23 protein-coding genes are annotated in these 25,070 nt (G+C 66.9%); 8 read left to right on the plus strand and 15 right to left on the minus strand.

The features are described 5' to 3' along the window. The first annotated feature begins 47 nt into the window (after positions 1 to 47). The 4 genes from EG854_RS05580 to lexA all read left to right on the plus strand — a co-directional run bounded on the left by EG854_RS05580 (position 48) and on the right by lexA (position 3,280). Positions 48 to 638 (plus strand): anthranilate synthase component II, encoded by a 591-nt coding sequence (locus EG854_RS05580; protein ID WP_123286712.1) that lies wholly within the window; start codon positions 48 to 50, stop codon positions 636 to 638. Between the two features lies 1 nt (position 639). Then, entirely contained in the window at positions 640 to 1,686 is a 1,047-nt protein-coding gene (gene trpD / locus EG854_RS05585; protein ID WP_123286713.1) for an anthranilate phosphoribosyltransferase, read from the plus strand. Continuing rightward, positions 1,683 to 2,483, plus strand: coding sequence for an indole-3-glycerol phosphate synthase TrpC (trpC, locus tag EG854_RS05590; RefSeq protein WP_123286714.1), 801 nt, complete (start codon positions 1,683 to 1,685; stop codon positions 2,481 to 2,483). The genes trpD and trpC overlap by 4 nt, the downstream gene beginning before the upstream one ends. Before the next feature lie 98 nt (positions 2,484 to 2,581). Then, complete coding sequence (lexA, locus tag EG854_RS05595) at positions 2,582 to 3,280, plus strand: transcriptional repressor LexA (protein WP_123286715.1); 699 nt, start codon at positions 2,582 to 2,584, stop codon at positions 3,278 to 3,280. Here the strand turns inward: lexA and EG854_RS05600 are convergent. Beyond that, positions 3,271 to 5,439, minus strand: coding sequence for a ComEC/Rec2 family competence protein (locus EG854_RS05600; RefSeq protein WP_241153146.1), 2,169 nt, complete (start codon positions 5,437 to 5,439; stop codon positions 3,271 to 3,273). The genes lexA and EG854_RS05600 overlap by 10 nt on opposite strands. A gap of 11 nt (positions 5,440 to 5,450) precedes the next feature. On the opposite strand from EG854_RS05600, the gene gltX reads away from it, so the two are divergent. From gltX to EG854_RS05615, 3 genes are all read left to right on the plus strand, one after another. Continuing rightward, positions 5,451 to 6,845, plus strand: coding sequence for a glutamate--tRNA ligase (gltX, locus tag EG854_RS05605; RefSeq protein ID WP_123286716.1), 1,395 nt, complete (start codon positions 5,451 to 5,453; stop codon positions 6,843 to 6,845). Positions 6,846 to 6,932: 87 nt separating this feature from the next. Continuing rightward, positions 6,933 to 8,234: a citrate synthase gene (gene gltA / locus EG854_RS05610; protein ID WP_123286717.1), complete on the plus strand. Its 1,302-nt coding sequence runs from the start codon at positions 6,933 to 6,935 to the stop codon at positions 8,232 to 8,234. Between the two features lie 145 nt (positions 8,235 to 8,379). Beyond that, positions 8,380 to 10,797, plus strand: coding sequence for a DUF305 domain-containing protein (locus tag EG854_RS05615; protein ID WP_206423375.1), 2,418 nt, complete (start codon positions 8,380 to 8,382; stop codon positions 10,795 to 10,797). Here the strand turns inward: EG854_RS05615 and EG854_RS05620 are convergent. Continuing rightward, on the minus strand, positions 10,787 to 11,065 hold the full coding sequence (locus tag EG854_RS05620; protein ID WP_123286718.1) for a hypothetical protein: 279 nt from the start codon (positions 11,063 to 11,065) through the stop codon (positions 10,787 to 10,789). The two genes, EG854_RS05615 and EG854_RS05620, sit on opposite strands and share 11 nt — an antisense overlap. Before the next feature lie 82 nt (positions 11,066 to 11,147). On the opposite strand from EG854_RS05620, the gene EG854_RS05625 reads away from it, so the two are divergent. Continuing rightward, a complete protein-coding gene (locus EG854_RS05625) occupies positions 11,148 to 12,263 on the plus strand; it encodes a winged helix-turn-helix domain-containing protein (RefSeq protein WP_123286719.1) in 1,116 nt (371 codons plus the stop codon). On the opposite strand, the gene lpxB is transcribed toward EG854_RS05625, so the two are convergent. From lpxB to pyrH, 13 genes are all read right to left on the minus strand, one after another. Then, positions 12,260 to 13,429: a lipid-A-disaccharide synthase gene (gene lpxB, locus EG854_RS05630; RefSeq protein WP_123286720.1), complete on the minus strand. Its 1,170-nt coding sequence runs from the start codon at positions 13,427 to 13,429 to the stop codon at positions 12,260 to 12,262. The two genes, EG854_RS05625 and lpxB, sit on opposite strands and share 4 nt — an antisense overlap. Next, complete coding sequence (gene lpxI, locus EG854_RS05635) at positions 13,426 to 14,265, minus strand: UDP-2,3-diacylglucosamine diphosphatase (protein ID WP_123286721.1); 840 nt, start codon at positions 14,263 to 14,265, stop codon at positions 13,426 to 13,428. Before lpxI ends, lpxB begins: the two co-directional genes overlap by 4 nt. 1 nt (position 14,266) lies before the next feature. Continuing rightward, positions 14,267 to 15,055: an acyl-ACP--UDP-N-acetylglucosamine O-acyltransferase gene (lpxA, locus tag EG854_RS05640; RefSeq protein ID WP_123286722.1), complete on the minus strand. Its 789-nt coding sequence runs from the start codon at positions 15,053 to 15,055 to the stop codon at positions 14,267 to 14,269. Continuing rightward, positions 15,055 to 15,516, minus strand: coding sequence for a 3-hydroxyacyl-ACP dehydratase FabZ (fabZ, locus tag EG854_RS05645; protein WP_123286723.1), 462 nt, complete (start codon positions 15,514 to 15,516; stop codon positions 15,055 to 15,057). Before fabZ ends, lpxA begins: the two co-directional genes overlap by 1 nt. 1 nt (position 15,517) lies before the next feature. Then, a complete protein-coding gene (lpxD, locus tag EG854_RS05650) occupies positions 15,518 to 16,531 on the minus strand; it encodes a UDP-3-O-(3-hydroxymyristoyl)glucosamine N-acyltransferase (protein ID WP_123286724.1) in 1,014 nt (337 codons plus the stop codon). Positions 16,532 to 16,547: 16 nt separating this feature from the next. Then, on the minus strand, positions 16,548 to 17,135 hold the full coding sequence (locus tag EG854_RS05655; protein WP_123286725.1) for an OmpH/Skp family outer membrane protein: 588 nt from the start codon (positions 17,133 to 17,135) through the stop codon (positions 16,548 to 16,550). Positions 17,136 to 17,172: 37 nt separating this feature from the next. Beyond that, on the minus strand, positions 17,173 to 19,578 hold the full coding sequence (gene bamA / locus EG854_RS05660) for an outer membrane protein assembly factor BamA (RefSeq protein ID WP_123286902.1): 2,406 nt from the start codon (positions 19,576 to 19,578) through the stop codon (positions 17,173 to 17,175). A gap of 32 nt (positions 19,579 to 19,610) precedes the next feature. Next, complete coding sequence (rseP, locus tag EG854_RS05665) at positions 19,611 to 20,825, minus strand: RIP metalloprotease RseP (protein ID WP_123286726.1); 1,215 nt, start codon at positions 20,823 to 20,825, stop codon at positions 19,611 to 19,613. Positions 20,826 to 20,862: 37 nt separating this feature from the next. Then, a complete protein-coding gene (gene dxr / locus EG854_RS05670) occupies positions 20,863 to 22,056 on the minus strand; it encodes a 1-deoxy-D-xylulose-5-phosphate reductoisomerase (RefSeq protein WP_221403334.1) in 1,194 nt (397 codons plus the stop codon). Next, positions 22,056 to 22,880, minus strand: coding sequence for a phosphatidate cytidylyltransferase (locus EG854_RS05675; RefSeq protein ID WP_123286728.1), 825 nt, complete (start codon positions 22,878 to 22,880; stop codon positions 22,056 to 22,058). The genes dxr and EG854_RS05675 overlap by 1 nt, the downstream gene beginning before the upstream one ends. Next, on the minus strand, positions 22,880 to 23,575 hold the full coding sequence (gene uppS, locus EG854_RS05680; RefSeq protein WP_123286904.1) for a polyprenyl diphosphate synthase: 696 nt from the start codon (positions 23,573 to 23,575) through the stop codon (positions 22,880 to 22,882). The genes EG854_RS05675 and uppS overlap by 1 nt, the downstream gene beginning before the upstream one ends. 83 nt (positions 23,576 to 23,658) lie before the next feature. After that, positions 23,659 to 24,216 carry a ribosome recycling factor gene (frr, locus tag EG854_RS05685; RefSeq protein ID WP_123286729.1) on the minus strand — a complete coding sequence of 186 codons (558 nt, stop codon included), beginning with the start codon at positions 24,214 to 24,216 and terminating at the stop codon, positions 23,659 to 23,661. Positions 24,217 to 24,243: 27 nt separating this feature from the next. Continuing rightward, the gene (pyrH, locus tag EG854_RS05690) at positions 24,244 to 24,990 is read right to left on the minus strand and encodes a UMP kinase (RefSeq protein WP_123286730.1); all 747 of its coding nucleotides are present in this window, start codon (positions 24,988 to 24,990) and stop codon (positions 24,244 to 24,246) included. Positions 24,991 to 25,070: the final 80 nt, after the last annotated feature.

Here is a 25,070-nt window from a genome sequence, read left to right on the forward strand (position 1 = left end):
ACGCTCCGCCGCTTGGCGCGGGCGCGACAGCCCTCTAGAAGCCGCTCATGATCCTCGTCATCGACAACTACGACAGCTTCACCTGGAACCTCGTCCACTATCTGGCCGAGCTGGGCGTCGAGACGCGCGTGGTCCGCAACGACGAGCTGACCGTCGATCAGGCCCTGTCCGCAGGCGCCGAGGCGGTGCTGCTGTCGCCCGGCCCGTGCTCGCCGAACGAGGCGGGCATCTGTCTGTCGCTGATCGAACAGGCGCCCGCGACCCTGCCGATCCTCGGCGTCTGTCTGGGCCATCAGGCGATCGGGCAGATTTTCGGCGGCGAGGTGATCCGGGCCAAGGCGCTGATGCACGGCAAGACCTCGCCCATCCATCACGAAGGCCAGACCCTGTTCGCCGGCCTGCCGTCGCCGTTCACGGCCACGCGCTATCACTCGCTGGCCGTGCGGCGCGAGACCCTGCCCGACGTCCTGACCGTCACGGCCTGGACCGAGGACGGCGAGATCATGGGCCTCAGCCACGTGTCGCGGCCCATCCACGGCGTCCAGTTCCACCCCGAGTCGATCGCCACCGAGCACGGCCACGCCATGCTGGCCAACTTCCTCGACCTCGCGGGTGTCCGCCGCAAACGGGCGGCCTGAGATGTCCGACGGCTTCAAGGGACTGCTGGCCCAGCTGATCGAGGGCCGCCCGCTGGCCGGGCCGGACGCGCGCGCCTTCTTCGCTGCCTGCCTTCGCGGTGAGCCCACCCCCGCCCAGGTCGCCGCCGCCGTCACCGCGCTGCGCATGCGCGGCGAAACGGTCGAGGAGATCGCCGCCTTCGCCACCGCCATGCGCGAAGCCGCCACCCCCTTCCCTGTGCCCTATCCCGTGATCGACACCTGCGGCACGGGCGGGGACGGTCGCCACACCTGGAACGTCTCGACGGCTGCGGCCCTCGTGCTGGCGGGTGCGGGGCTGAAGGTCGCCAAGCACGGCAACCGGGCGCTGAGCTCAAAGTCCGGCTCATCCGATGTGCTGGCCGCGCTGGGTGTCGATCTGATGGCCCCGGCCGAGATCCAGCTGCGCGCTCTGGATCAGGCCGGGATCTGCTTCCTGTTCGCGCCCGCCTATCACGGCGCCATGCGCCACGTCGGCCCGATCCGCTCAGAAATCGGGTTCAGGACTGTCTTCAACCTGCTGGGGCCGCTGTCGAATCCGGCGAGGGCAAGGCGTCAGGTGATGGGCGTCTATGACCCGGCCCTGCTGGAGCCGCTGGCCGAGGTGCTGGGGCGTCTGGGGGCCGAGCGCGCCTGGACCGTCCACGGCGAGGGGCTGGACGAACTGACCACCACCGGCCCGACCGAGGTGGCCGAATGGCACAACGGCTCCGTCCGCCGCTTCACCGTTACGCCGGAAGACGCGGGTCTTCCCCGCACCGATCCCGAGGCGCTGGTGGGCGGCGATGCCGAGGCCAATGCCAAGGCCCTGTCCGACCTGCTGGACGGCGCACCCGGCGCCTATCGCGACATTGTGCTGCTGAATGCGGCGGCGGCCCTGGTGGTCGCGGACCGGGCCGAGTCTCTGACCGAGGGCGTGGCGCTGGCCGCCCGGGCCATCGATGACGGCGCGGCCCGTACGGCCCTGACCCGCCTGTCCGCGATCAGCCACATGCGGCCCGAGTCCCTTGAAGCCGAGCCCCGGGCATGAGCGACGTGCTGGACCGCATCGCCGCCTACAAGCGCGAGGACGTCGCGGCGCGCAAGGCGACCCTGTCGCAGGCCGATGTGGAGGCCCGCGCGGCTGAGGCCCCTCTGGTGCGCGGCTTCAAGGCGGCGCTGCTGGCCCGCCAGGCCACCGGCCGCCCCGGCCTGATCGCCGAGATCAAGAAGGCCAGCCCGTCAAAGGGCCTGATCCGCGCAAACTTCGACCCGCCCGCACTGGCGCGCGCCTATGAACGCGGCGGCGCGGACTGTCTGTCGGTGCTGACCGACGGGCCGAGCTTTCAGGGCGACGACACCTTTCTGGTCGCGGCCCGCAATGCCGTTCGCCTGCCGTGCCTCAGGAAGGACTTCCTCGTCGATCCCTGGCAGGTGGCCGAGAGCCGGGCCCTGGGCGCCGACTGCATCCTGATCATCATGGACATGGTCGACGACGCCCTCGCCGCCGACCTGCTGGCCGAGGCCCGTCGCCTTGGCATGGACGCCCTGGTCGAGACCCATGACGAAGCCGAAATGGCCCGCGCCGTTGCCCTGGGCGCGGACTTCATCGGCGTGAACAACCGGTCGCTCAGGACCTTCGAGGTCGACATCGCCACCTTCGCCCGCCTCGCCCCGCTGGCCCCCGAGGGTGCCACCCTGGTCGCCGAAAGCGGCCTTTTCACCCCCGGGGACGTGGCCACCGTCGTGGCCTCGGGCGCCGACGCCCTGCTGGTCGGGGAGAGCCTGATGCGACAGGATGATGTGGAAGCGGCGACGCGGGCGTTGATGAGCCAGGCGTCCCGCTAACCCCTCCTTAACCAGAACACCTCACGAACACTGGATGGACGTTCGCGGTGTGTTCCGCTATTGTCCACAGGCGGAACAGATTCGGGTTAGAGGTCTCCATGCTCACGCGCAAACAGCACGAACTGCTCATGTTCATTCATGAGCGCATCCGCGAGACCGGGGTTTCGCCCTCCTTTGACGAGATGAAGGCGGCGCTGGATCTGGCGTCCAAATCGGGCATTCACCGGCTGATCACGGCGCTGGAGGAACGCGGCTTCATCCGCCGTCTGGCGCACCGCGCCCGGGCGCTGGAAGTGCTGAAGCTGCCGGATCAGGCGGCGGTCACCCCGGCGCGCACGCGCGGGCCCTTCGTGCCAGACGTCATCGAGGGCGGCGGTCGTGCTGCGGCCAATGCCAATCACGACAGCGGCGGCACCCGGGAACTGCCCCTGCTGGGCAAGATCGCGGCGGGCACGCCCATTTCCGCCATCCAGCACGAGCGCGACCGTATGTCGGTGCCCGAGGCCCTGCTGGGCGCGGGCGAACACTATCTGCTCGAGATCGAGGGCGATTCCATGATCGAGGCGGGCATTCTGGACGGCGACTTTGCCATCATCCGTCAGGTCACCACCGCCAACAGCGGCGAGATCGTCGTGGCCCTGGTCGAGGAAGAGGAGGCCACCCTGAAGCGCCTGCGCAAGCGCGGCGCCTCCATCGCGCTGGAGCCGGCCAACCGCGCCTATGAGACGCGCATCTTTGGCCCCGATCAGGTCAAGGTGCAGGGCCGTCTGGTCGGGCTGATCCGCCGCTATTCCTGATAATCGGGGTCGCCCAGCCGGTTCCACGGACGCGCGCCGCGCTCGGTCGTTGACCACAGGGCGCGCCAGCCGCTCTCGGTGCGCCACAGCTCGACGCTGCCGCCCGTGGCATAGTCGCGGCCATCCAGCACCAGCCGGTCGGCGCAGGCTTCGGGCAGGCTTGTCAGCTCAACCCGGACACTGACCACCTCGGCCGATTGGCACAGGGCCGCCAGCTGTTCGTCGTCCGGCGCCGCACGGCCCCACCAGAGCGCCAGCGGGCCCGGCGTGTCGGGCGCACAATGGACCCGGCCGCAGGTCCAGCCCTCGGCCGGGCGCTCGACCAGCGTCAGTCCGCGCCGCCCCGACCAGACATCGCGCGAAAAAGCCCCGACCTTGCGGATCGCCAGCGCCTCATCCCCGTTGACGATGGCGCCATTGGTGCCCGCATCGGCGATCCACAAGTCCGGCGTCGGATGCCGGGGCCAGACCAGCACCGCGCAGGCCAGGGGCAGGCCCAGCCACCGCAGCCGCCCTCGCCACAGGCACAGCACCAGAATACCGAGGAAGGCGACCGGCAGGGCGATGACCGGCGCGCTGGCGGTATGGATCACCGCCCCCGGCAGGGTCGAGATCCACGCCCCGACAGCCATGATCGCCTCGATCCCCCAGCCCGCCACCGTCAGGAAGGGCCCACCGAGGCCCAGGGGCTGCAGCACCACGCCCAGCGCCAGCATCGGCATCATGATGAAGTCGGCGATCGGCGAGCTGATCATATTGGCCAGCAGGCCATAGACCGCCGTCCGGTTGAAATGCTGCATGGCGAAGGGGCCGGTGGCCATGCCGGCGACGAAGCTGGCCAGAATCGCCAGCCCGACCCATGTGCCGGCCCGCTGCACGATCAGGATCGGCAGGGGCACCTTGATCTCGCGCGGGCGGCGCGGCCACGACTCGGCCAACGCCACAAGGGCCGCCGTCGCCGCAAACGACATCTGAAAGCCCGGCGTGACGATCGCCTCGGGCTGCAGCAACAGGACGGCAAAGGCCGCCACCGCCAGCGCATTCATGCTGATGGCGGGCCGGTCGAGGATGATGGCGAGGAAGGCGACCGAGGCCGTGATCGCCGCCCGCTCGGCCGGCGGCGGCGCGCCGGATATGACCAGATAGGCGACGACGGCAATCCATCCCGCCCAGGCGGCAACCTTCTTGCCCGGCACCCGCAGCACCAGCCACGGCCAGGCGGCGATACCAAAGCGCACGGCGAAGAAGACAAAGCCGCCGACGATGGCCATGTGCAGGCCCGAGATCGACAGGATGTGGATCAGGCCCGAGTCCCGCATGGTGTCGTAGGTCTCCTGCGCGATCCAGCTTTCGTGGCCGGTTGTCATGGCCGCAGCGACCCCGCCGACCCGGGGGCCCATCCGTTCGACCAGCCGCTCGGCCAGTCCAAAGCGGAACTGGTTGACGGCCATGGCGGTGCGCAGCTGGCGCGGCGGCGGGGGCAGGTCGACCCAGCGGGTCTGACCCAGCTCGAATCCCACGCCGCCCATGCTCTGGAACCAGGCCGTCCGGCCAAAATCATAGGCCCCGGGCGCTGCCGGTCCCGGCGGCGGGTTCAGAATGGCAAAGACGCTGACGGCATCACCGGGGCGCGGGGCCTCGCCTCGAACGGTGACGCGCAGCCGCATGGGGGTCTCGTCCGCGCCCAGTCCCTGAACCCGGACAGGCGCCATGATGATGCGGGCGCCCCGTGCCCCGGGGCTGTCGACGTCCAGCACCCAGCCTTCAACGACCACCGGGTCCGACGTCGCGGGCGCAATCGGAGCCGCGACATTGTCCGAGCGCATCTTGGTCACCGACAGACCCGCGCAGAAACAGGTCAGCAGCATCAGCGGCACGGTGACCGCACGCCCGAAGCCCCGACGTCGCGCCCCGGCCCACAGCCCTGCACTGACCACCGCCGCCAGCAGCAGGGGCCACAGCGGCGGCTCGGCCTTCAGACCGAAATAGAGACCGCACCCGCCCCCGAACGCCACCGGGGCCCACAGGCGCCAGCGGTCGGTCTGGGCCAGAAGAGCTTCGCGCGCGCCTTCGACCGCCCGCCCGGCAAATCGCCTTGCCAGGCTGGGCAGCGGCCCCTCAGGCGGTATAAGGGCGGCCTCCTCCTGAACCTTGGCCAATCCCGTTCCCCTTGACCGATTCCCACGCCCCCACTGACGTCGTCACGCGTTTTGCTCCCTCTCCCACGGGATACCTGCACATTGGGGGGGCAAGAACGGCGCTTTTCAACTGGCTTTTTACCCGGCGGCATGGCGGGCGCTTCCTGATCCGGGTCGAGGACACCGACCGCGAGCGGTCGACCGAGGCCGCTGTGAAGGCGATTTTCGACGGGCTGGACTGGCTGGGCCTGACCGCCGACGCCCCGCCTGTCTTCCAGCACGCGCGCGCCGACCGCCACCGCGAGGTTGTCGATACTCTGGTAGAGAAAGGCCATGCCTACCGCGACTGGACCTCTACCGAAGAGACCGGCCGTCTGCGCGATGAAGCGCGGGCCGAAAAGCGCACCTTTGTCTCGCCCTGGCGCGATCGCGACCCGGCCGAGGGCGACCTGAACCAGCCGCATGTGGTCCGGTTCCGGCGTCCGTTGGACACGCGCGTGACCCTCGACGACGCCGTTCAGGGGCCCGTCAACTGGCGCGCCGAGGATCTGGATGATCTGGTGCTGCTGCGGTCGGACGGAAATCCGACCTATAATCTGGCAGTTGTGGCCGATGACCACGACATGGGGGTCACCCACATCATTCGCGGCGACGACCATCTGAACAATGGCGCGCGTCAGGCCCTGATCTATGACGCCCTGGGCTGGACCCGCCCGGTCTTTGCTCACATCCCCCTGATCCACGGCCCCGACGGCGCCAAGCTGTCCAAGCGCCACGGCGCCCAGGCGGTGCACGAATATGCCGATATGGGCTACCTGCCCGAGGCCATGCGCAACTATCTGGCCCGCCTCGGCTGGGCCCACGGTGACGACGAACTGTTCAACGACGCCCAGGCGATTGAATGGTTTGACCTTTCCGGCATAAACAAGGCCCCGGCCAGGCTGGACTTTGCCAAGCTGGCCCACGTCAATGCCCACTGGATCCGGCAGGCGGATGTCGCCCGTCTGGTCGATCTGGTGGCGCAGTCCCAGGCCGAGAAGGCCGCCCTCGCCCGCGTCATTCCGCATATCCAGGACCGGGCCACGACCCTGATCGAATTGCGCGAACAGGCCGGCTTTGCCCTCGCCAGCCGCCCGATCACCCTTTCGGAAAAGGCGGCCGGTCAGCTGACGCCTGAAGCGACCGAACGTCTCGCGCGCCTGATCCCCGTGCTGCGGGATCAGACCGACTGGACGGTCGATGCCCTTGATTCAACGCTGAAAAGCTTTGCCGAGAGCGAAGGCGTCGGATTTGGCAAGATCGGGCCAGCGGTCCGTGCGGCCTTGACGGGGGGGGCTGCCTCTCCCGATATCGCTAGCACGCTGGCCTCATTATCGCGGGAAGATGCCCTCGGTCGCTTGGATGATGCGCTGCAACATACTAAGTGAACGGCCATAACTCATTTGCGGATCGCGGCTCCTAAGCGGTTCGCCCCGGTCGGGGGGCACCCGGTCGGCATGCACACAGGGACGCAGATGACCAACACGACCTCCCCGACCGGCACCGCCACCCTTACCTATGGCGACAAGAGCGTCGACCTGCCGGTTCTGTCCGGTTCGACCGGCCCCGACGTCATCGACATCCGCAAACTGTACGGCGCGACCGACGCCTTTACCTACGACCCGGGCTTTACGTCGACGGCGTCCTGCGAAAGCGCCCTGACCTTCATCGACGGCGACAAGGGCGTGCTGCTGCACCGCGGCTATCCGATCGACCAGCTGGCCTCCCAGTCGAACTTTGTGGAGGTCTGCCACCTGCTGCTGCGCGGGGAACTGCCGACGGCCGAGCAATATGCGGCCTTCGAGAACAGCGTGACCATGCACACCATGCTGCACTCGCAGTTCGACCGCTTCTTCGAAGGCTTCCGCCGCGACGCTCACCCCATGGCCATCATGGTCGGCACGGTCGGCGCTCTGTCCGCCTTCTATCACGACAGCCTGGACATCCATGATCCGGTCCAGCGCAACATCTCGGCCATCCGCCTGATCGCCAAGATGCCGACCATCGCCGCGCGCGCCTATAAATACCACGTCGGCCAGCCCTTCGTGTCGCCGCGCAACGACCTGAGCTATTCCGAGAACTTCCTGCGGATGTGCTTCGCCGTTCCGGCCGAGGACTATGAGGTCAATCCGGTGCTGGCCAAGGCCATGGACCGCATCTTCATCCTGCATGCCGACCACGAGCAGAACGCCTCGACCTCAACGGTCCGTCTGGCCGGCTCGTCGGGCGCTAATCCGTTCGCCTGTATCGCCGCGGGTATCGCCTGCCTGTGGGGGCCGTCGCACGGCGGCGCCAACGAAGAGGCGCTGAACATGCTGAAAGAGATCGGCACGCCGGACAAGATTCCGGAGTTCATCCAGGGCGTGAAAGACAAGAAGTACAAACTGATGGGCTTTGGCCACCGCGTGTACAAAAACTACGACCCGCGCGCCAAGGTCATGCAGGAAAGCGCCCACGAAGTGCTGAAGGCTGTCGGCGACCCCAACGACCCCCTGCTGCAAGTGGCCATGGAGCTGGAGAAGGTCGCGCTGAACGACGAGTATTTCATCGAGCGCAAGCTGTTCCCCAACGTCGACTTCTATTCGGGCATCACGCTGTCGGCCATGGGCTTCCCGACCACCATGTTCACCGTGCTGTTCTCGCTGGCCCGCACGGTCGGCTGGATCGCCCAGTGGCAGGAGATGATGGAAGATCCCTCGCAGAAGATCGGCCGGCCGCGCCAGCTGTACACCGGCCCCACGACCCGCGATTACACCCCGATCGAAAAGCGGGGCTGATCGGCGCGGGACCGCTTTTCATCGATGTGCTTCAAGAGGGCGCGGCGCAGGTCGCGCCCTTTTCGTTTGTGGCCCCCATCCCGGGCTTTGGCCCCGGAAAGGCCCGTGCTAGCCATACGTAACCACTATTCTGGGAGTAACGTCGTTGAAGAATTCCGGTCCGTCGATCCGCAAGCTGCTCGGGGGCTCCGCTGCCCTCGGTGCCCTCCTTTTCGCCAGCAGCGCCTTCGCCCAGGAGGCTCCGCTGATCCAGCCCGGCGCCCCCGGACAGGACAGCCGCACGCTGGAAGGCCGCGAGGCTGCCCGGATCGCCGACAACCGCTATTCCGCTGACGATGTCGCCTTCATGCAGGGCATGATCCTGCACCACGGCCAGGCCGTCGAGATGTCGGTTCTGGCAGCCGACCGCACCAATACCCCCGAGATCCTCGACCTTGCGTCGCGTATCCTCGCCTCGCAGGCGGACGAGATCGCCTTCATGCGCGGCTGGCTGACCGAGCGGGGCGAGATGGCCCCGACGCCGCAGCCGACCGGCGCCATGGACCATTCCGCGCATCAGGGCATGGATCATTCGGCCCACGGCAGCCATGCGGACATGCCGGGCATGGCCACGCCGGAGCAGATGGCTCGACTGGCCGCAGCGAGCGGCCCCGAGTTCGACCGCCTGTTCCTGGAGCTGATGATCCCGCACCACGAAGGCGCCCTGACCATGGTGTCCTCGCTGCTGTCGCGCTCGGGCTCGGCCTACGACCCGATCCTGTTCCGCTTCGTCAACGACATTGCCAATGAGCAGCAGACCGAGATTGCCCGGATGACGGGCCTGATCCGCGCAGCCTCGCCCGATCCCCGTACGAACCTGCGGGCCGGGTTCCGGGATGCCGAGCAGGCGTCCAGCAATATGCAGCTGATTGCCAGCCTGCCCAAACCGACCGGCTTTTTCGATCCCACGAACCCCGCGGGCCTGCCGCCGCGGGTCGGCGATGAGACCGGCCGTCGCTCGCCCTTCCTCAGCTTCTCGAACACCGACATGGCCTTCCAGGGCGATCTGCTGGCGGTCGGCAACTACCACGGGATCAATCTGTATCGCCTGACCGACGCGCCAGAGCCGCAGCTGATCAGCTCGATCGTCTGCCCCGGCGGACAGGGCGATGTGTCGATCTATGGCAATCTGATGCTGATGTCGGTCGAGTCGACCAACGGCCGTGTCGACTGCGGTCGCGAGGGCGTCGGGCCGGGCGCCAGCCCGGATCGCTTCCGCGGCCTGCGCATCTTCGACATCACCGATCCGGTCCGACCGGTTCAGGTGGGTCAGGTCCAGACCTGCCGTGGCTCGCATACCCACACCGTCGTGGCGGCCGATGAGCGTCGTCTGATCGTCTACAACTCGGGAACCGCCAGCGTCCGCGACGAGCGTGAGCTGGCCGGCTGCGTCGTCGGCACGCCGGGCGATGAGCGCACGGCCCTGTTCCGCGTCGATGTCATCGAGATCCCGCTGGCCGATCCGTCGCAGTCGCGCATCATCGACAGCCCCGCCGTCTTCGCCGATGAGGAAACGGGCGAGATCGCCGGCCTGTGGCGCGGCGGTGATCATGGTCAGGGCACCCAGACCACGCGCCAGACCGACCACTGCCACGACATCACCATCTTCCCGACGCGGAACATTGCCGCCGGAGCCTGCGCCGGCAACGGTATCCTGTTCGACGTCTCCGATCCGCGCGCGCCGAAACGGATCGATGCCGTGGTCGATGAAGGCTTTGCCTACTGGCACTCGGCCACCTTCAACAACGACGCCACCAAGGTGCTGTTCACCGACGAATGGGGCGGGGGCGGACGTCCGCGCTGCCGCGTTCAGGACCCCATGACCTGGGGCGCCAATGCCATCTATGACATCGTCGACGGCGAGCTGGTGTTCCAGGGCTATTACAAGCTGCCGGCCGCCCAGACCGAGCTGGAGAACTGCGTCGCCCACAACGGCTCGCTGATCCCGGTGCCCGGACGCGACCTGTTCGTTCAGGCCTGGTACCAGGGTGGTCTGTCGATCAGTGACTTCACCAATTCGTCGGAGGCGTTCGAGATCGCCTATTTCGACCGCGGTCCGGTGAATGCCGAGCGTCAGGGATCGGGCGGCTACTGGTCGGTCTACTGGTACAACGGCCGGATCTATGGCTCAGAAATCGGCCGCGGCCTCGATGTCTTCACCCTGACCCCCAGCGAGACTCTGACCGAAAACGAGATCGCCGCGGCGGCCATGGCGGACGAAGGCGGCACGGTGAACCCCCAGCAGCAGTATCCGGTGACCTGGCCGGCCCACCCGGTCGTGGGTCGCGCCTATCTGGACCAGTTCGCCCGCGACGGCGGTCTGGATGCCGGACTGGCCGGACGGGTGTCGGCGGCTCTGGATCGCGCCGAGCCGCTCGTCGAAGGCAATGGCAAGGATCCGGCCCTGGCCCGTGATCTGCTGGCGCTGGCAGGCGAAATCGATCCGTCAGGCAATGATCAGGCCGCCAAGCGTCGGGCTGGTCTGCGCGAAACCCTGACCGGTATCGCTGCCCTCATCGGCTAAGGCCCCGATACAGAAGAGCCCCCGTGTCCGGGTCCTCGGCCGTGATCACCTCGGCCGAGGACAGGGCGGACACGGGCGCGGCCGGCACCCGGGGCGACAGGTTGAGGGTCAGATGTTCCCACTCGGCCGCATAGTCCATGCCCCAGGCGCAGTTGAAGGCCAGTACGTCCCGGCCGCCGCTGAGGCGCAGCCGGGTCGCACGCCCGCGACGTTGCCCCAGCAAGCGGACCAGACCGGCGCCCTGCCCCGGCAGGATCAGATCGACCATGATGTCATTCCTCGCATTGCCTTTGCGCCCACCTTGGTGGACCCTCGCACTGTGAGGCCGCCGCGCCTGAGCGGCATGAGCGATGGCTGAGGAATTTCTGAAATTGACGCCAGACGGCCTTCGCTTCGGTGCCTTCACCCTGGATCCCGCGAACCGGCGTCTGACGCGGGACGGAGAAGCCGTCGAGGTCAACGGCCGCTATCTCGATGCCCTGATCCTGATGGTGCGGCGACCGGGCCAGCTGGTGTCCAAGGACCAGTTCCTCGACGAGGTCTGGCGCGGCATCCCGGTCACCGATGAAGCCCTGACCCAGTGCATCCGCACACTGCGGAAACAGCTGGGCGACACCGCCGGGCGGCCCCGGTTCATCCAAACGGTCCCCAAGCACGGCTATCGCTTTATCGCCGCCGTTTCAGCGGCCGAGGCGGAGCAGGCCGAGCCGGAACCACTGGTCTCTGCCCCTGAGCCGTTCACCGTGGACAGCCCTTACGACCTGAGGCGGACCTTGCTGTTGGGCGGCGCGGGCGTGCTGGGCGGTGGACTGGCCGGGGTGATCGGGGGCCTGATCTATGGACTGATTGCCGTATCCCATCCCCTGCAGCCCGGCATAGGGTCCGGATCGATCCTGCTGGTGCTGGTCTGGTTGACGACCCTGGTGGCCCTGATGGGCGGTGCGGCGGTCGGCATCGGCATGGCCGCCACCGGACTGGGGCGGCGACAGCCCAGCCCATGGATCATCCTTGGCGGTGCGCTGGGCGGCATGACCGTCGGCGGCGCCGTCAAACTGCTGGGGCTGGACGCCTTCAACCTGCTGGTCGGGCGCTCGCCGGGCGACATCACCGGCGGGCTCGAAGGCTTCATTCTGGGCGGCGCCATCGGTCTGGGACTGTGGCTGGGCGCGCGGGGACGCGACCCCCTGCCCCTGCGGCGCTGCATGATCACAGCCGGAGTGGCCGCAGCGCTGGCCGGCATGGCTATTCCGCTGTTCGGCGGCCGGTTGATGGGCGGCAGTCTGGACCTGCTGGCGAAGACCTTCCCCGAGTCCCAGCTTCAACTGGGCATGATCGGCAGCTGGTTCGGCGAGACCGGCTTCGGCCCGATCGCCCAGAGCGTGACTGGCGGGCTTGAGGGCCTGCTGTTCGCCCCCTGCGTCGTCGGCGCCATGATCCTGGCGCGACGCGGGATGCGGGCAAACTAGGCGGCCGACCGACTGGCGATCACGTCCAGCACCGCCTCAGCCGCGATCTCGGACGGGTCGCGGCCTTCGCGGCCCATGAGGTCGAGGGCGGCGGTCTGGCGGCGAGACTGGTCGGCGCGGGCTGCGGGATCGATCAATAGACGCTCGACGGCCGGGACCAGCTTTTCGGGCGTAGCGTCTTTCTGGATGTATTCCGGCGCGATTTCCTCGTCGGCGGCGTGGTTGAACAGGGTCGCATATTTGCCGGTGAAGAAGGGCCGCATGATCGCATAGCTGAGCGGCTGGAAGCGGTAGGCGATGATCATGGGGGCACCCGCCAGCGCCAGTTCGGTCGAGACGGTGCCGCTGGTGGCGAGCGCCACAGTGGCGGCCTTCATCGCCGCGTATTTGTCGTCTTCCTCGACCAGATGGGCCTCGACCGGCCAGTCCGCGACCTCGGCGCGCACGCTGGCGGCCACGGTTCCGGCGACGACGACGGCGACCTGCAAATCGGGCATCGACGCCTTCAGTCGCGCAACCGTCGCGGCATAGACCGGCGTCATCAGGCGGATTTCGGACGGGCGACTGCCGGGCAGGACCAGCAGAAGCGGTGCATCGGCGGTGATCCCGCGCGTGGCCCGGAAGGCGACCGGATCGGCGCCGGACATGTCGACATGCAGGGCCTGAGACCCCACCACAGTGGTCGGCAGGCCCTCGCGCTCGAACCAGGGCGCGTCAAAGGCGTAGAGGGCCAGCAGGTGATCCACCGCAGCGGCCAGCGTTCTGGCCCGGCCGGGGCGCGAGGCCCAGACTTGCGGCCCGACATATTTGATCAGCGGCACAGCGGGCATCAGGGGCCGCAGCGCCTCGGCCACACGGATGGTGAAGCCCCAGCTGTCGATCAGCACCACGGCATCGGGCCGCTCGCGAGAGGCCAGGTCCGTCGTGTCCGCCACGCGCTGTTTCACCAGACCGTAGGCCTTCAGCCCTTCCAGCCAGCCGTGGATCGACAGGTCGGCAATGTCGAAGGGGCTGGTTATGCCTTCGGCGGCCATCCGCGGCCCGCCGATGCCGACGAGGGTCAGGTCGCCGCCCAGCCGCGACTTCAGCGCCCTGGCGAGACCCGCGCCGAGGGCATCTCCCGAGGCCTCGGCCGCCACCAGCATGATCTTCATCGGGCGGCTCATACGCCCTCGCCCCAGATGAAGAGACCCAGCCGGTCGGCGGCCTCGATCATGGCGGGGCGATCGATCAGGATCAGCCGCCCGGCCTGTCCGCCGACGCCGGCGAGCCCGGCCTCGGCCGCCAGTTCGAGGGTACGTACACCCATGACCGGCATGTCGACGCGCAGGTCCTGAATGGGCTTCGGCGCCTTGCCGAGCGCGCCCTTGGGCGAGCCGGGAGCGCCCCGAAGGTCTGCAGGAAGGCCGGCGACCCGGCGCAGCATGGCATCCGTGCCCTCCTGTGCCTCGACGGCCAGCACCAGTCCGTCGCAGACGACGGCGCCCTGCCCGATATCCAGTTCCCCTGATTTTTCCGCGACGTGAAGGGCCTTTCTGAGGTCAGAAAGCTGCTCGACTGAGGGGTGAACCCGTCCCAGAGCGCCCGTCGGAAGGCTATCCCCCCCCAGGATGTCGTCGGCGCCTTCGACGGCGAAGCCCTCGGCCTCGAAGATCGACAGGATCTTGCGGAGCAAGGCGTCGTCACCCCTGGTTGCGGCCGAGATGATGCCCGGCAACAGGGTGGCCCCCTTCAGATCGGGCCGAAGGGTCTTGAAGTCGGGGCGGCTGACCGTGCCCGCGAGGCAGACAACCTCGCAGCCCGCCGACTTCATCTCGGACAGGATGCGTCCGATCTCGGCCATGCCCGCCTCGATACCGGGGTAACGGGCCAGATGGGGATCCGCGAACCCGGCCAGACGGATGAGGTGCAGATCGCGCCCCTCGGCCTCGCAGCGGGCGGCGACGGCCAATGGCAGGGCGCCGCCCCCGGCAATCAGCCCCAGCTTGCCCCGCGCGGCCAACTCAGCCCTCGGGCAGGCAGAGCGGACGGCGCGTGTCCTGACGGATGAAGTCCACGATCTCGACGATCTCGGGCAGATCGGCATAGGTCACGGCGACCGCGTCCAGCCGCTGGGCGAAGGGCTGGTCCTTGCTCTCGAACAGATCGCGATAGGCGGCCAGAAGGCGCCGGATGGCGGCCTTGTCGTAGCCCTTGCGTTTCAGGCCGATCAGGTTGAGGCCGCGCAACTGCGCATGATTGCCCCAGGCCGAGCCATAGGGGATGACGTCGCGAGTCACCGCCGCGAGGCCGCCGACGATGGCGCCCTGCCCCACCCGGCCGAACTGGTGGACGGCGCAAAGCCCGCCGAGGAAGACCTTGTCCCCGACTACCGAATGCCCCCCCAGGGTCGCATTGTTGGCGAAGGTGATATTGTTGCCGACCACGGCATCGTGGCCGACGTGGGCGCCGGTCATGAACAGATTGTCCGAGCCGATCAGCGTATCGGCCCGGTCGGCGGGCGTGCCGCGATTGAAGGTGCAGTGCTCGCGAATGGTGTTGCGCTCACCGATAGTCAGGGTCACGCGCTCGCCCTTGTACCCGCCGTGCTGGGGGTCGCCGCCGATGACGGCAAAGGGGTGGATGACCGTGTTCGCCCCGACCGTCGTGTCGCGCGGTATGACGACATGGCTGACCAGTCGGACGCCGGCCGCCAGCGTGACGCCCGGGCCGACGGTGCACCAGGGGCCGATCTCGACGTCCCCGGCCAGCTCGGCCGTGGGATCGACCATCGACGTGGGATGAATGGCCATCAGCGGATCGGCTGTTCGACGGTGGACGCCATGGCCGCGAAGTCGGCTTCGGCCGCCAGCTTTCCGTCGATGAAGGTCTCACCCCGGAATTTAAAAATGTCGCCGCGCTGCCGGGTGACGACCACCTTCATGCGCAGCTGGTCACCGGGACGGGCGGGCTTGCGGAAGCGCACGCCGTCGATCGACATGAACAGGATGACCTTGCCCTCGACCGAGATATCCAGGGACTTGGACATCAGCAGGGCGCCCGTCTGCGCCATGGCCTCGACGATCATCACCCCGGGCATGACCGGGTCTATGGGAAAGTGTCCGGGGAAGTACGGCTCGTTGTGCGTGACGTTCTTGATGCCGGTGATCGAGGTCCCCGAGACGAAATCTTCGGCCCGGTCGATCAGCAGGAAGGGATAGCGATGCGGTAGCCGTCGCATCACCTCGGCATAGTCAATCCGGTCGTCGGTCATCTCAGCTCTTGGGCTCGCCTCTGCTCTTGCCTGCCTGTTTGGCCAACCAGATGGCTTCGCGCAAGGATTGACGCAGCGGTTTGGCCGGATAACCCGACCAGGTTTCCCCCGGCGGAATGTCGGCCAGCACGCCGGCACCCGCCGCGACACGGGCCCCTTCACCGATCGTGATGTGGTCGCCGATGCCTGCCCGGCCACCGAACATGACATTGTCTCCGACCGTCACCGAGCCCGAAATGCCGGTGTGCGCAGCCAAAAGACCGTTGCGTCCGATCACGACGTTGTGGCCGATCTGGACCTGATTATCGATCTTGGAATTCTCGCCGATGACAGTGTCGTTATAGGCCCCGCGGTCGATGCAGGTATTGGCGCCGACCGTCACCCCATCCTGCAGGATGACCCGCCCCAGTTGGGGGATATCGACCGGACCTGTGCTTGAGGGCGCTGCGCCAAAGCCCGCTTCGCCGATGCGGGCACCCGCGAGGATGCGAACGCGATCCCCGATCAGGGCATGGGACAGGCTGACCAGCGAGCCGATCTGGCAGTTACGACCGATCTGGACCCCGGGGCCGATCACGGCATTGGCGCCGATGCGCGTTCCCCGTCCGATGCTGACGCCCTGCCCCAGCACGGCGCCCGGCTCGACAATCACGCTGTCGTCCTCGAGCCAGGCCGGTGGACTGGCAGATACATCGATTGCGTGCGGCCTGTGCAACAGGTCGGCCGCACGGGCCCAGGCGGCCTGCACCTCGGTCGAGACGATCACAGCAGACTCAGCCGGGGCCTGATCGATCAGAGCTTCAGACAGTAGAACGGCCCCGGCGCGGGTCTGCGCCAGGGCCGCCTTCATGCGACGATCAGAGAGAAAGGTCAGCTCTGCGGACCCTGCCTTCGCCAGCGGGGCGACGCCGGAGATGATCCGGTCACCCCCACGGGCGACCTGGCCCCCGATGGCGGCAGCCAGGTCGTCGACCGTCCGTTCGGGGAGGGTCTGAAAGAAGCGGGCGTCCGGCATCCCTCCCCCGATGGACTTACTGGGCCGGCTGCTGGACCGGGACCGGCATGCGGTTGAACGACAGCGACGGCAGCTGCGTGTTCAGACGCTGGATGACCATGTCCGTGATGTCCATCTGCGGATTGGCCTCGTACACAGCCTCACCGCTGATCAGGATGCCACAGCCGCGTTCCTGATAGACGGCAACAAGGATGGGGTCGACCGCACGGGCAATGGCCGTCCGTTGCTGGCTCAGGGTGTACTCCAGCTCCTGCGAGCGGGTCTGTTCCAGTTGCTCGGCCTCGGCAATGCGCTGCTGCACGGCCTGGCTGCGCTGGGCGAACTCTTCCTGCGGAATGGTGCCCCGGCCCTGCTGGAGCGCCTGGATTTCGGCACCGATGGACTGGCCGTAGGGCGCCAGTTCATTGACGACTTCGTCGGTCAGGCGACGCATGCCCTGCTGGACGGACTGGCCGACGGTGGACTGAGCCACCAGGCGCGAGTTGTTGTAGACGCACAGGCCGGGGATAACCGGGCCAGGGTTCTGCGGGCCGGCGGCTTGGGCCAGGACGGGCGTGGCCGTCAGGGTGGCCAAGGCAACGGCGGCGATTGTAAACAACTTCATGGTCTTACTCACATGGCGGCGTCGGGGATGACGCCTCTTAGAATTGGGTGGAGGTCGAGAAGCGGAAGCCCTCGGTCTTGTCGTAATCTTCGCTGGAGAAGATCTTGGAGATGTCGAACCGGATCGGTCCCACGGGCGCGCGCCAGTGGATGCTGATGCCGGCTGACCCACGGATAGACAGGTCATCGACGATGCGGGTGTTGCGAAGCCCTGTCGTGGTGTCGAACAGATAGCGGTCGTCCAGAACGCCAACCGTACCGACATCGGTGAACAGCGAGGTCCGAATGCCGTACTCTTCCGGCAGACCGTTAGGCACCGTCAGTTCCATTGTCCCGATGACGTAGAAATTACCGCCGAGGGCATCGGTGGTCAGGGTATCGCGAGGGCCGAGACCCGCGGTCTCGAAGCCCCGGAAGCTGTTGCCACCCTTGAAGAAGCGGTCGTTGATCCTGACGGGATCGCCTCCCCAGCCCGACACATAGCCCGTCTGGAACTGGGCCGTGACCACCCACTCGGGCCGAATGCCCCAATAGGCCGACGCTTCGGCTTCGGTGCGGATGTAGTTCACGTCACCGCCGAGACCGGCGATGTCCTGACGGATGGTGCCGGCCCAGCCGCGCGTCGGCCGCACGGGATCGTTCCGGCGATCGACCAGAATGGTGTAGCCGGCCGAAGAGTTCACGAAAGACCCGACCTGATCGCACAGGGCCGATGATCCCTGTCCGCTCCGGCAGAAGCTGGCCGGCACAATAACTTCGTCAGCCTTCAGGAAGTATCGGGTGCTGAGCAGCGTGTAGCCGTTCAGAGGATAGGACAGGCGCAAGCCCGCGCCGGTCGACCTGTAGTCATAGGACGAGAACTCGCTGAGGTCGTAGCGCGAGTGGAAGATGTCGAAGCCTGCTCGCAGGTCGCGGCCCATGAATTTCGGTTCGGTAAAGCGGAAGTCGATGTTCTGGCGCAGCGAGCCCCACTCGATGCGCGCCACAACGGCCTGGCCGCGACCGCGGAAATTGCTCTCCGAAACGCCCAGGTTGACGACGAAGGAGTCGACCGAGCTAAAGCCTGCGCCGACCGACAGTTCGCCGGTAGGCTGTTCCTCGACGGTGACGTTGACCACGGAACGATCAGGAGCCGAACCCCGCACTTCCTCGATCATCACATCCTTGAAGAAGCCGAGGCCACGAAGATTGTTGCGCGAACGCTCCACCAGGGTGCGGTTGAAGGCATCGCCTTCGGTCAGGGCCAGTTCGCGGCGGATAACCGGGTCGATGGTCCGCGTATTGCCGACCACATTGATACGCTCGACATAGACTCTCTGGCCTTCGGCGACGTTGAAGGTGACGTCGACTGTATCGGTCTCGGGATTCGGACGGTAGCTGGGCGAGATCTCGACGAAGGCATAGCCCGCCGAACCAGCGGCATAGGTCAAGGTATCCACCGCCTGCTCGATCTTGCCGCTTTCGTAGAGGTCGCCCTCGCGGATCGGCAGGATCAGCTTCAGGAAGTCGGCATTCAGTCGGTCATTCTCCGTGACCACGTCGACTTCGCCGAAATTGTAGCGGTCGCCCTCGTCCACCGTCAGGGTGATGGAAAAGGCGCTGTCATCCGGCAGCAGCTCAGCCACGGCCGACAGGACGCGGAAGTCGTAATAACCGCGGTTCGTATAGAATTCCCGCAGCTGCTCGCGGTCGTAATCGAGGCGGTTCGGGTCGTAGTTGTCGTTGCTGGTGAACAGCCGCCACCAGCGCGACTGCTTCGAGACCATGACCTCGCGCAGATCGCCGTCCGAGAAAGCCTGATTGCCGATGAAGGTGATGGCCTGCAGACCCGTCTCGGGGCCTTCGTCGATCTCGAAGATCACATCGACGCGGTTCTGTTCCAGTTGAACGATCTTGGGCGTCACACTGGCTGAAATTCGACCCGAAAGGCGATACAGTTCGACGATCTTGCCGACGTCGTCCTGGATTCGTGCCCGCGTATAGATACCGCGCGGCCGGATGGTGACTTCCTCGCTGAGCTTGTCGTCGCCGATGGCGCCGTTCCCCTCGAAGATCACCTGATTGATGATCGGGTTCTCGACCACTTCGACGATCAGAACGCCGTTCTGAACGCCCATCTGCACGTCAGCAAACAGGCCGGTGCGGGACAGGGTGCGGACGGCGACGTCCAGCACCACCGGATCGACCGTATCGCCGGGCCGGATCGGCAGATAAGACAGGACGGTGGCGTCCTCGATGCGCAGATTGCTGCCGCGCACCTCGATAGCCGTCACCAGCACGCGTTGATCCTGGGTCGGGTCCTGGGCTGCGGGCTGGGCCTGAACCGGCGGCGGCGACGTTTCCTGGGCCAGAACCGGCCCGGCCAGACCCGCACCGATTACAAGCGCAACGGCGCTGGCGCGACCGGCGAAGATGTAAGGGGCAGAAAAGGAAGACTTATGCATCACGGGTCCCATCGGGGGCTGGCGCCGGCTCATCAAGCGAGCCCGCCGAGGAATTTGAACAGGTTCAGCTTTTGTAGATCGTTCCAGGTGGCGAACAACATCAAACCCGCCAGCAAAGCAAGACCGACCCTGAACCCTGCCTCCTGAAAGCGGGCTGCAACAGGCTTCTTGGCAACAGCTTCATAGCCATAAAAAACCAGGTGTCCGCCATCCAGGATCGGGATCGGCAAGAGGTTTAGAAAGCCAATTCCGATCGAAAGTATGGCAGCGAAGCTTGTCATGGTGACAATCAGATTGAAAGCCGTCGCTCCCGGGTCCGGATTGGCCTCGACGGCCGCGCTGGTCAGGGCGCCGGACGCCTTGGCGATCCCGATGGGTCCGCTCAGCTGATCACCGCTCTCGCGGCCCGTGAAGATGCGGCCGATGTAGCGAATGCTGGTGGCCAGCACGTCGCCGGTCTGGGACACCGCCTGCCCCACCGCCGCGATAGGCCCGTAGCGCACGTGCCGTATTTCATCCATCGCCGGAAGCAGGCCCAGACCGATGCGGCCCACGGTAATCCGGCCCGCGACAGGGTCGGTGACGGTCTCGCGTTCCGGAACAGCGGTAAGCGTAAGCTCATCCCCGCCCCGCTCGACCATGAAGCGCAACCGGTCCCCGCTGCTCAGGGAGACAATGCGGGTGACATCGCGCTGATCCTCGATGCGTCGCCCATTGATGCCGGTGATGAGATCGCCCGGCAGGAAGCCCGCGGACGCCGCAGGACTGTCGGCAGAAACCTGCGCCACCCGGGCCGGCTGAATTTGGACGCCGATCAGAGAGAACAGCAGGGTGAAGACCACGATGGCCAGGACGAAGTTGGCCATGGGCCCCGCAAGGACGATAAGGGCGCGCTGCCAGACCGGCTTGAAATGGAAATAGTCGCGGATCGCCTCGGGGCCCTGCTCGGCGATGATGCGGTCCTTCAACTCGGCCAGGCCCGCCTGATCCGGCACGCTGGACGGATCGAGGTCACCCGAAAACTTCACATAGCCGCCCAACGGGATCCACCCCAGCCGCCATTCGGTGCCCTGGCGGTCGGTACGGGACAGCAGACCTCGGCCAAAGCCGATGGCAAACCGGTCGATCTTGACGCCGAACGCCCGCGCCACAAGGAAATGGCCCAGTTCGTGGATCGTCACCACGACGGTCAGAACAAGCAGAAAGGGCAGCACATAGAGCGGCGCCTGGGCCAGGAAGTCGATCATGCGGTCGCTCTATTCCCCCTCGTTGATCCGGACAGGATCATGCAGCCTGCTCGCGTCGGTCCAGACAGATCCGGGCCAGACGGCGGGCCTCCTGATCCACGGCCAGGGCCGCTTCACAGGCGTCTCCGGACCCTCCGACAAGGTCCGATGCCGACGCCATTTCAAGGGTGTCGGCTATGACTGCGGCAATATTGAGAAAGGCCAGACGCCGGTCAAGGAAAGCGAGGGCGGCGACCTCATTGGCGGCATTGAAGATGGCGGGCGCGGCCCCTCCGGCGCGAAGGGCCTGTCGGGCGAGAGTCAGGGCCGGAAAGCGTTCGGTGTCGGGCGCCTCGAACGTCAACCGCCCCAGCGAGACCATATCCAGCGGTGGCGCTTGCCACGGCATGCGCTTGGGCCACGCAAGCGCATAGGCGATCGGCGTGCGCATGTCGGGCGGCCCCATCTGGGCCAACGTCGATCCATCCACGCATTCCACAAGGCTGTGGATAATCGACTCGGGGTGGACCACGACGTCGATCTTCGCCTCGGGCATGGAAAACAGCCAGGCCGCCTCGATCATCTCCAGGCCCTTGTTGGCCAGGGTGGCGCTGTCTACCGAGATCTTGGCCCCCATGCTCCAGTTCGGGTGGGCGACGGCGCGCTCGGGCGTGACGTGCTCCAGCTCCGAGGCCGGAGTCTGGCGAAAGGGCCCGCCCGAAGCGGTCAACACCAGCTTGCGAACCCCTTCCGGGCGCTCGTGGGGAAAGACCTGGTGGATGGCCGAATGCTCGGAGTCGACCGGCAGGATCCGTCCACCGGCCGTGGTGGCGCGCGCCATGAGAGCGGGACCGCAGCAGACCAGACTTTCCTTGTTCGCCAGCCCCACGATAGCGCCCGTCCCGGCCGCAGCCCAGGTCGACTTCAGCCCCGCCACGCCGACAATGGCCGCCATGATCCAGTCGGCAGGCTGCAGAGCCGCCTCGATCAGGGCGGCCTCACCCGCCGCGACCGCGATTCCCGTGCCCGCGAGCGCATGCTCCAGATCGGCCTTCAGCTCAGGCCAGACCGTCACCACCAACTCCGGGCGCCAGCGGCGTGCCGCCTCGGCCAGACGCTCGATGTTTCGACCACCGGTCAGGGCAGCGACGGTGAACCGAGCCGTCCCCGCGCGCTCGGCCTCGTCCATGAGCGCAAGGGTCGAACTGCCAACTGAGCCCGTAGCCCCGAGAACGCTGACGCGGCGATGCATCACGCGGTCGCATCCGTCAGAATGAACAGCAGGCGGGCGCCCGCGAGGACGACGGCGGCGAACATCAGGCCGTCCACGCGGTCCAGAAGGCCGCCATGACCGGGAATCAGGCCTCCGGCATCCTTGACACCAAAGCGTCGCTTGAGGGCGGACTCCCAAAGATCCCCCGCCATGGTAGCCAGAGCGGCAACAAAGCCCAGCAGCAGGCCCCAGGCCCAGGTTGGATTCGGGAGATCGAGCGGCAGCAGCCAGGCGATCAAGGCCCCTGCCCCCGCGCCGGCCATGAGTCCGCCGGCAAATCCCGACCAGGTCTTGTTGGGCGAATACCGGGGCCACAGCTTGGGCCCCTTGAGCACGCTGCCGACAATGAAGGCCGCGACGTCGGACGACCAGGCCACGACAAACACCAGAATCGTCCAGCTGAGCCCCACACCGGACTGGCCGTCGCGCAGCCAGATCAGCAGGATCGCGGGCCAGCCGAGGTAGAGGACCCCATAGGCGGCATCGAGGCCTTCCTGTCGGACCCGTTTGGCGAACAGGCCAGCCGCCGCCGCGGCAAAGACGAGAGTTACCAGCGCCGGCGACATGGCCCCGGTGTGGGCGATCGCAGTCACGGCGACCAGCGACAGGGCCACGGCCCAGAAGATCGGACCCGGGCGTTCGCGCGCGCTCATCTCGGCCCATTCCCGGGCCAGAAGCACACAGGCTGCCAGCATGATGGCAAGAAACCACAGACTGCCCGCCCAGATGGCCAGCACCGCCAGCGGTGCAAGCACCAACGCCGAGACGACGCGCATGCCCAGGTTTCCGAACGGGATGCTCATCAGGACACGGCCATCTGTGGCCTTGACGCTCGACCCCCGAACCGCCGGTCGCGCCGGTGATATTCCTCGACGGCCGCGGCCAAGGCTTCCGGGCCGTAATCGGGCCAGAGGATGTCCTGAAACACCATCTCGGCATAGGCCGCTTCCCACAGCAGGAAGTTCGACAGCCTTTGCTCGCCGGAGGTACGGATGATCAGATCCACAGGCGGCCCCCGGTGGGTCGACAGGGCGGCACTGATATCGTCTTCGGCGATGTCTGGAACGTTCTCGCCCCGCTTCAGCGCCTGCTCGACCAGAGCGTTCACCGCATCGGTGATGTCGGCCCGCCCCCCATAGTTGAAGGCCACCTGAAGCAGAAAGCGGTCGTTGTGGGCAGTCTGTTGCTCGGCGCGGTCGACGATGGCGGCGATGTCGTCCGGCAGCCCCTGCCTGCGCCCCAGAATATGGATCCGCACGCCTTCGCGCTTCAGCCGGTCCAGATCGCTGCCGACATAGGCCCGAACCAGCCCCATGAGGTCGGAGACCTCCTCGGCGGACCGTTTCCAGTTCTCGGTCGAGAAACCAAACACGGTCAGGCAGCGGATACCGAGATCGGCAGCCCCCCGAACGGTACGCTTCAGCGCCTGAACCCCCTCTCGGTGACCGGCGGCCCGCGGCAGGCCCCGACCCTCAGCCCAGCGGCCATTGCCGTCCATGATCAGGGCGACGTGGGCCGGTCCCGTGACCGCACCGGTCCGGGAAGGCGAAGGCTCAGGCGCGTTGGGGGGCCCGGAGGTCGTCACACCTGCATGATCTCGACTTCCTTGGTTTTCATCATCTCGTCGATACGCTTGATGGCGGCATCCGTGTCCTTCTGGACCTCGGCCTCCATCTTCTTTTGCTCATCCTGACTGATGTCGCTGGCCTTTTCCGCCTTCTTCAGGTCGTCATTGGCGTCGCGGCGGACGTTCCGGACCGCGATCTTCTGCTGCTCGGCATACTTTCCGGCCAGCTTGACCAGGTCCTTGCGGCGCTCCTCGGTCAGCGGCGGCACGGGGATGCGCAGCATCTGACCATCGACGATCGGGTTGAGGCCGAGGCCCGCCGCCCGGATCGCCTTTTCGACCGACACCACCATGCCGCGGTCCCAGACATTGACCGTGATCATGCGCGGCTCAGGCACGCTGATGGCGGCCACCGCATTCAGGGGCGAGGTCGAGCCATAGGCTTCCACCTGAACCGGATCCAGCAAGCCGGCGTTCGCGCGACCGGTCCGCAGACCCGCGAACTCTTCCTTCAGCGCACTGACCGCCTTGTCCATGCGGTCGCGGTAGGTTTTCAGGTCGGGCTTTGCCATGTCGTTCTCGCTCTGGTGTCAGTTCGTTCAGCCGTCGCTTCTAGCGCCGGACTGGATAACGGTGAAGGCACCTTCCCCACGCAGCACCTTCTCGAGCGAGTCATCCTCACGGATCGAGAAGACGACGATCGGAATGCCGCTGTCGCGCATCAGGGCCACGGCCGAGGCATCCATGACGCGCAGGTCCTTCGCCAGGACGTCGTGATAGGTCAGGGTTTCGTAGCGGGTGGCCGACGGATCCTTCTTGGGGTCGGCGCTGTAGACGCCATCGACGCTGGTGCCTTTCAGCAGGGCATCACAGCCCATCTCGGCAGCGCGAAGCGCGGCCCCCGAATCGGTCGTGAAGAAGGGCGCGCCGACGCCGGCGGCAAAGATCACGACCCGGCCCTTCTCGAGGTGCCGCAGGGCGCGGCGGCGAATATAGGGCTCGGCGACCGCATTCATGGTCAGGGCGCTCTGGACCCGCGTCTGGACGCCCATTTTCTCGAGCGCGCCCTGCATGGCCAGCGCATTCATGACGGTCGCCAGCATGCCCATATAGTCGGCGGTGGTGCGCTCCAGCCCGGCAGCGGCCTTGGACACGCCCCGGAAAATGTTTCCGCCACCGATGACGAGGCAGATCTCGACGCCCTGGCGCGCGACGCGGGCGACCGCTTCAGCCACCGATTCGACCGTGCCGATATCGATGCCGAATCCCTGATCGCCCATCAGGACCTCGCCCGACACCTTCAGCAGGACGCGCTTGTATCGATATCCGGATGAGGGGTTGGGCATGTCGGTTCCGTCAGCAAGCGACCGCCCGTCGGACAGGCGGCCATAAAGAAGGGGCGCGTGGGCCTTCAAAGCCCAACGCG

Source organism: Brevundimonas halotolerans (assembly GCF_003730275.1).
In the GTDB taxonomy this organism is placed as follows: domain Bacteria; phylum Pseudomonadota; class Alphaproteobacteria; order Caulobacterales; family Caulobacteraceae; genus Brevundimonas; species Brevundimonas halotolerans.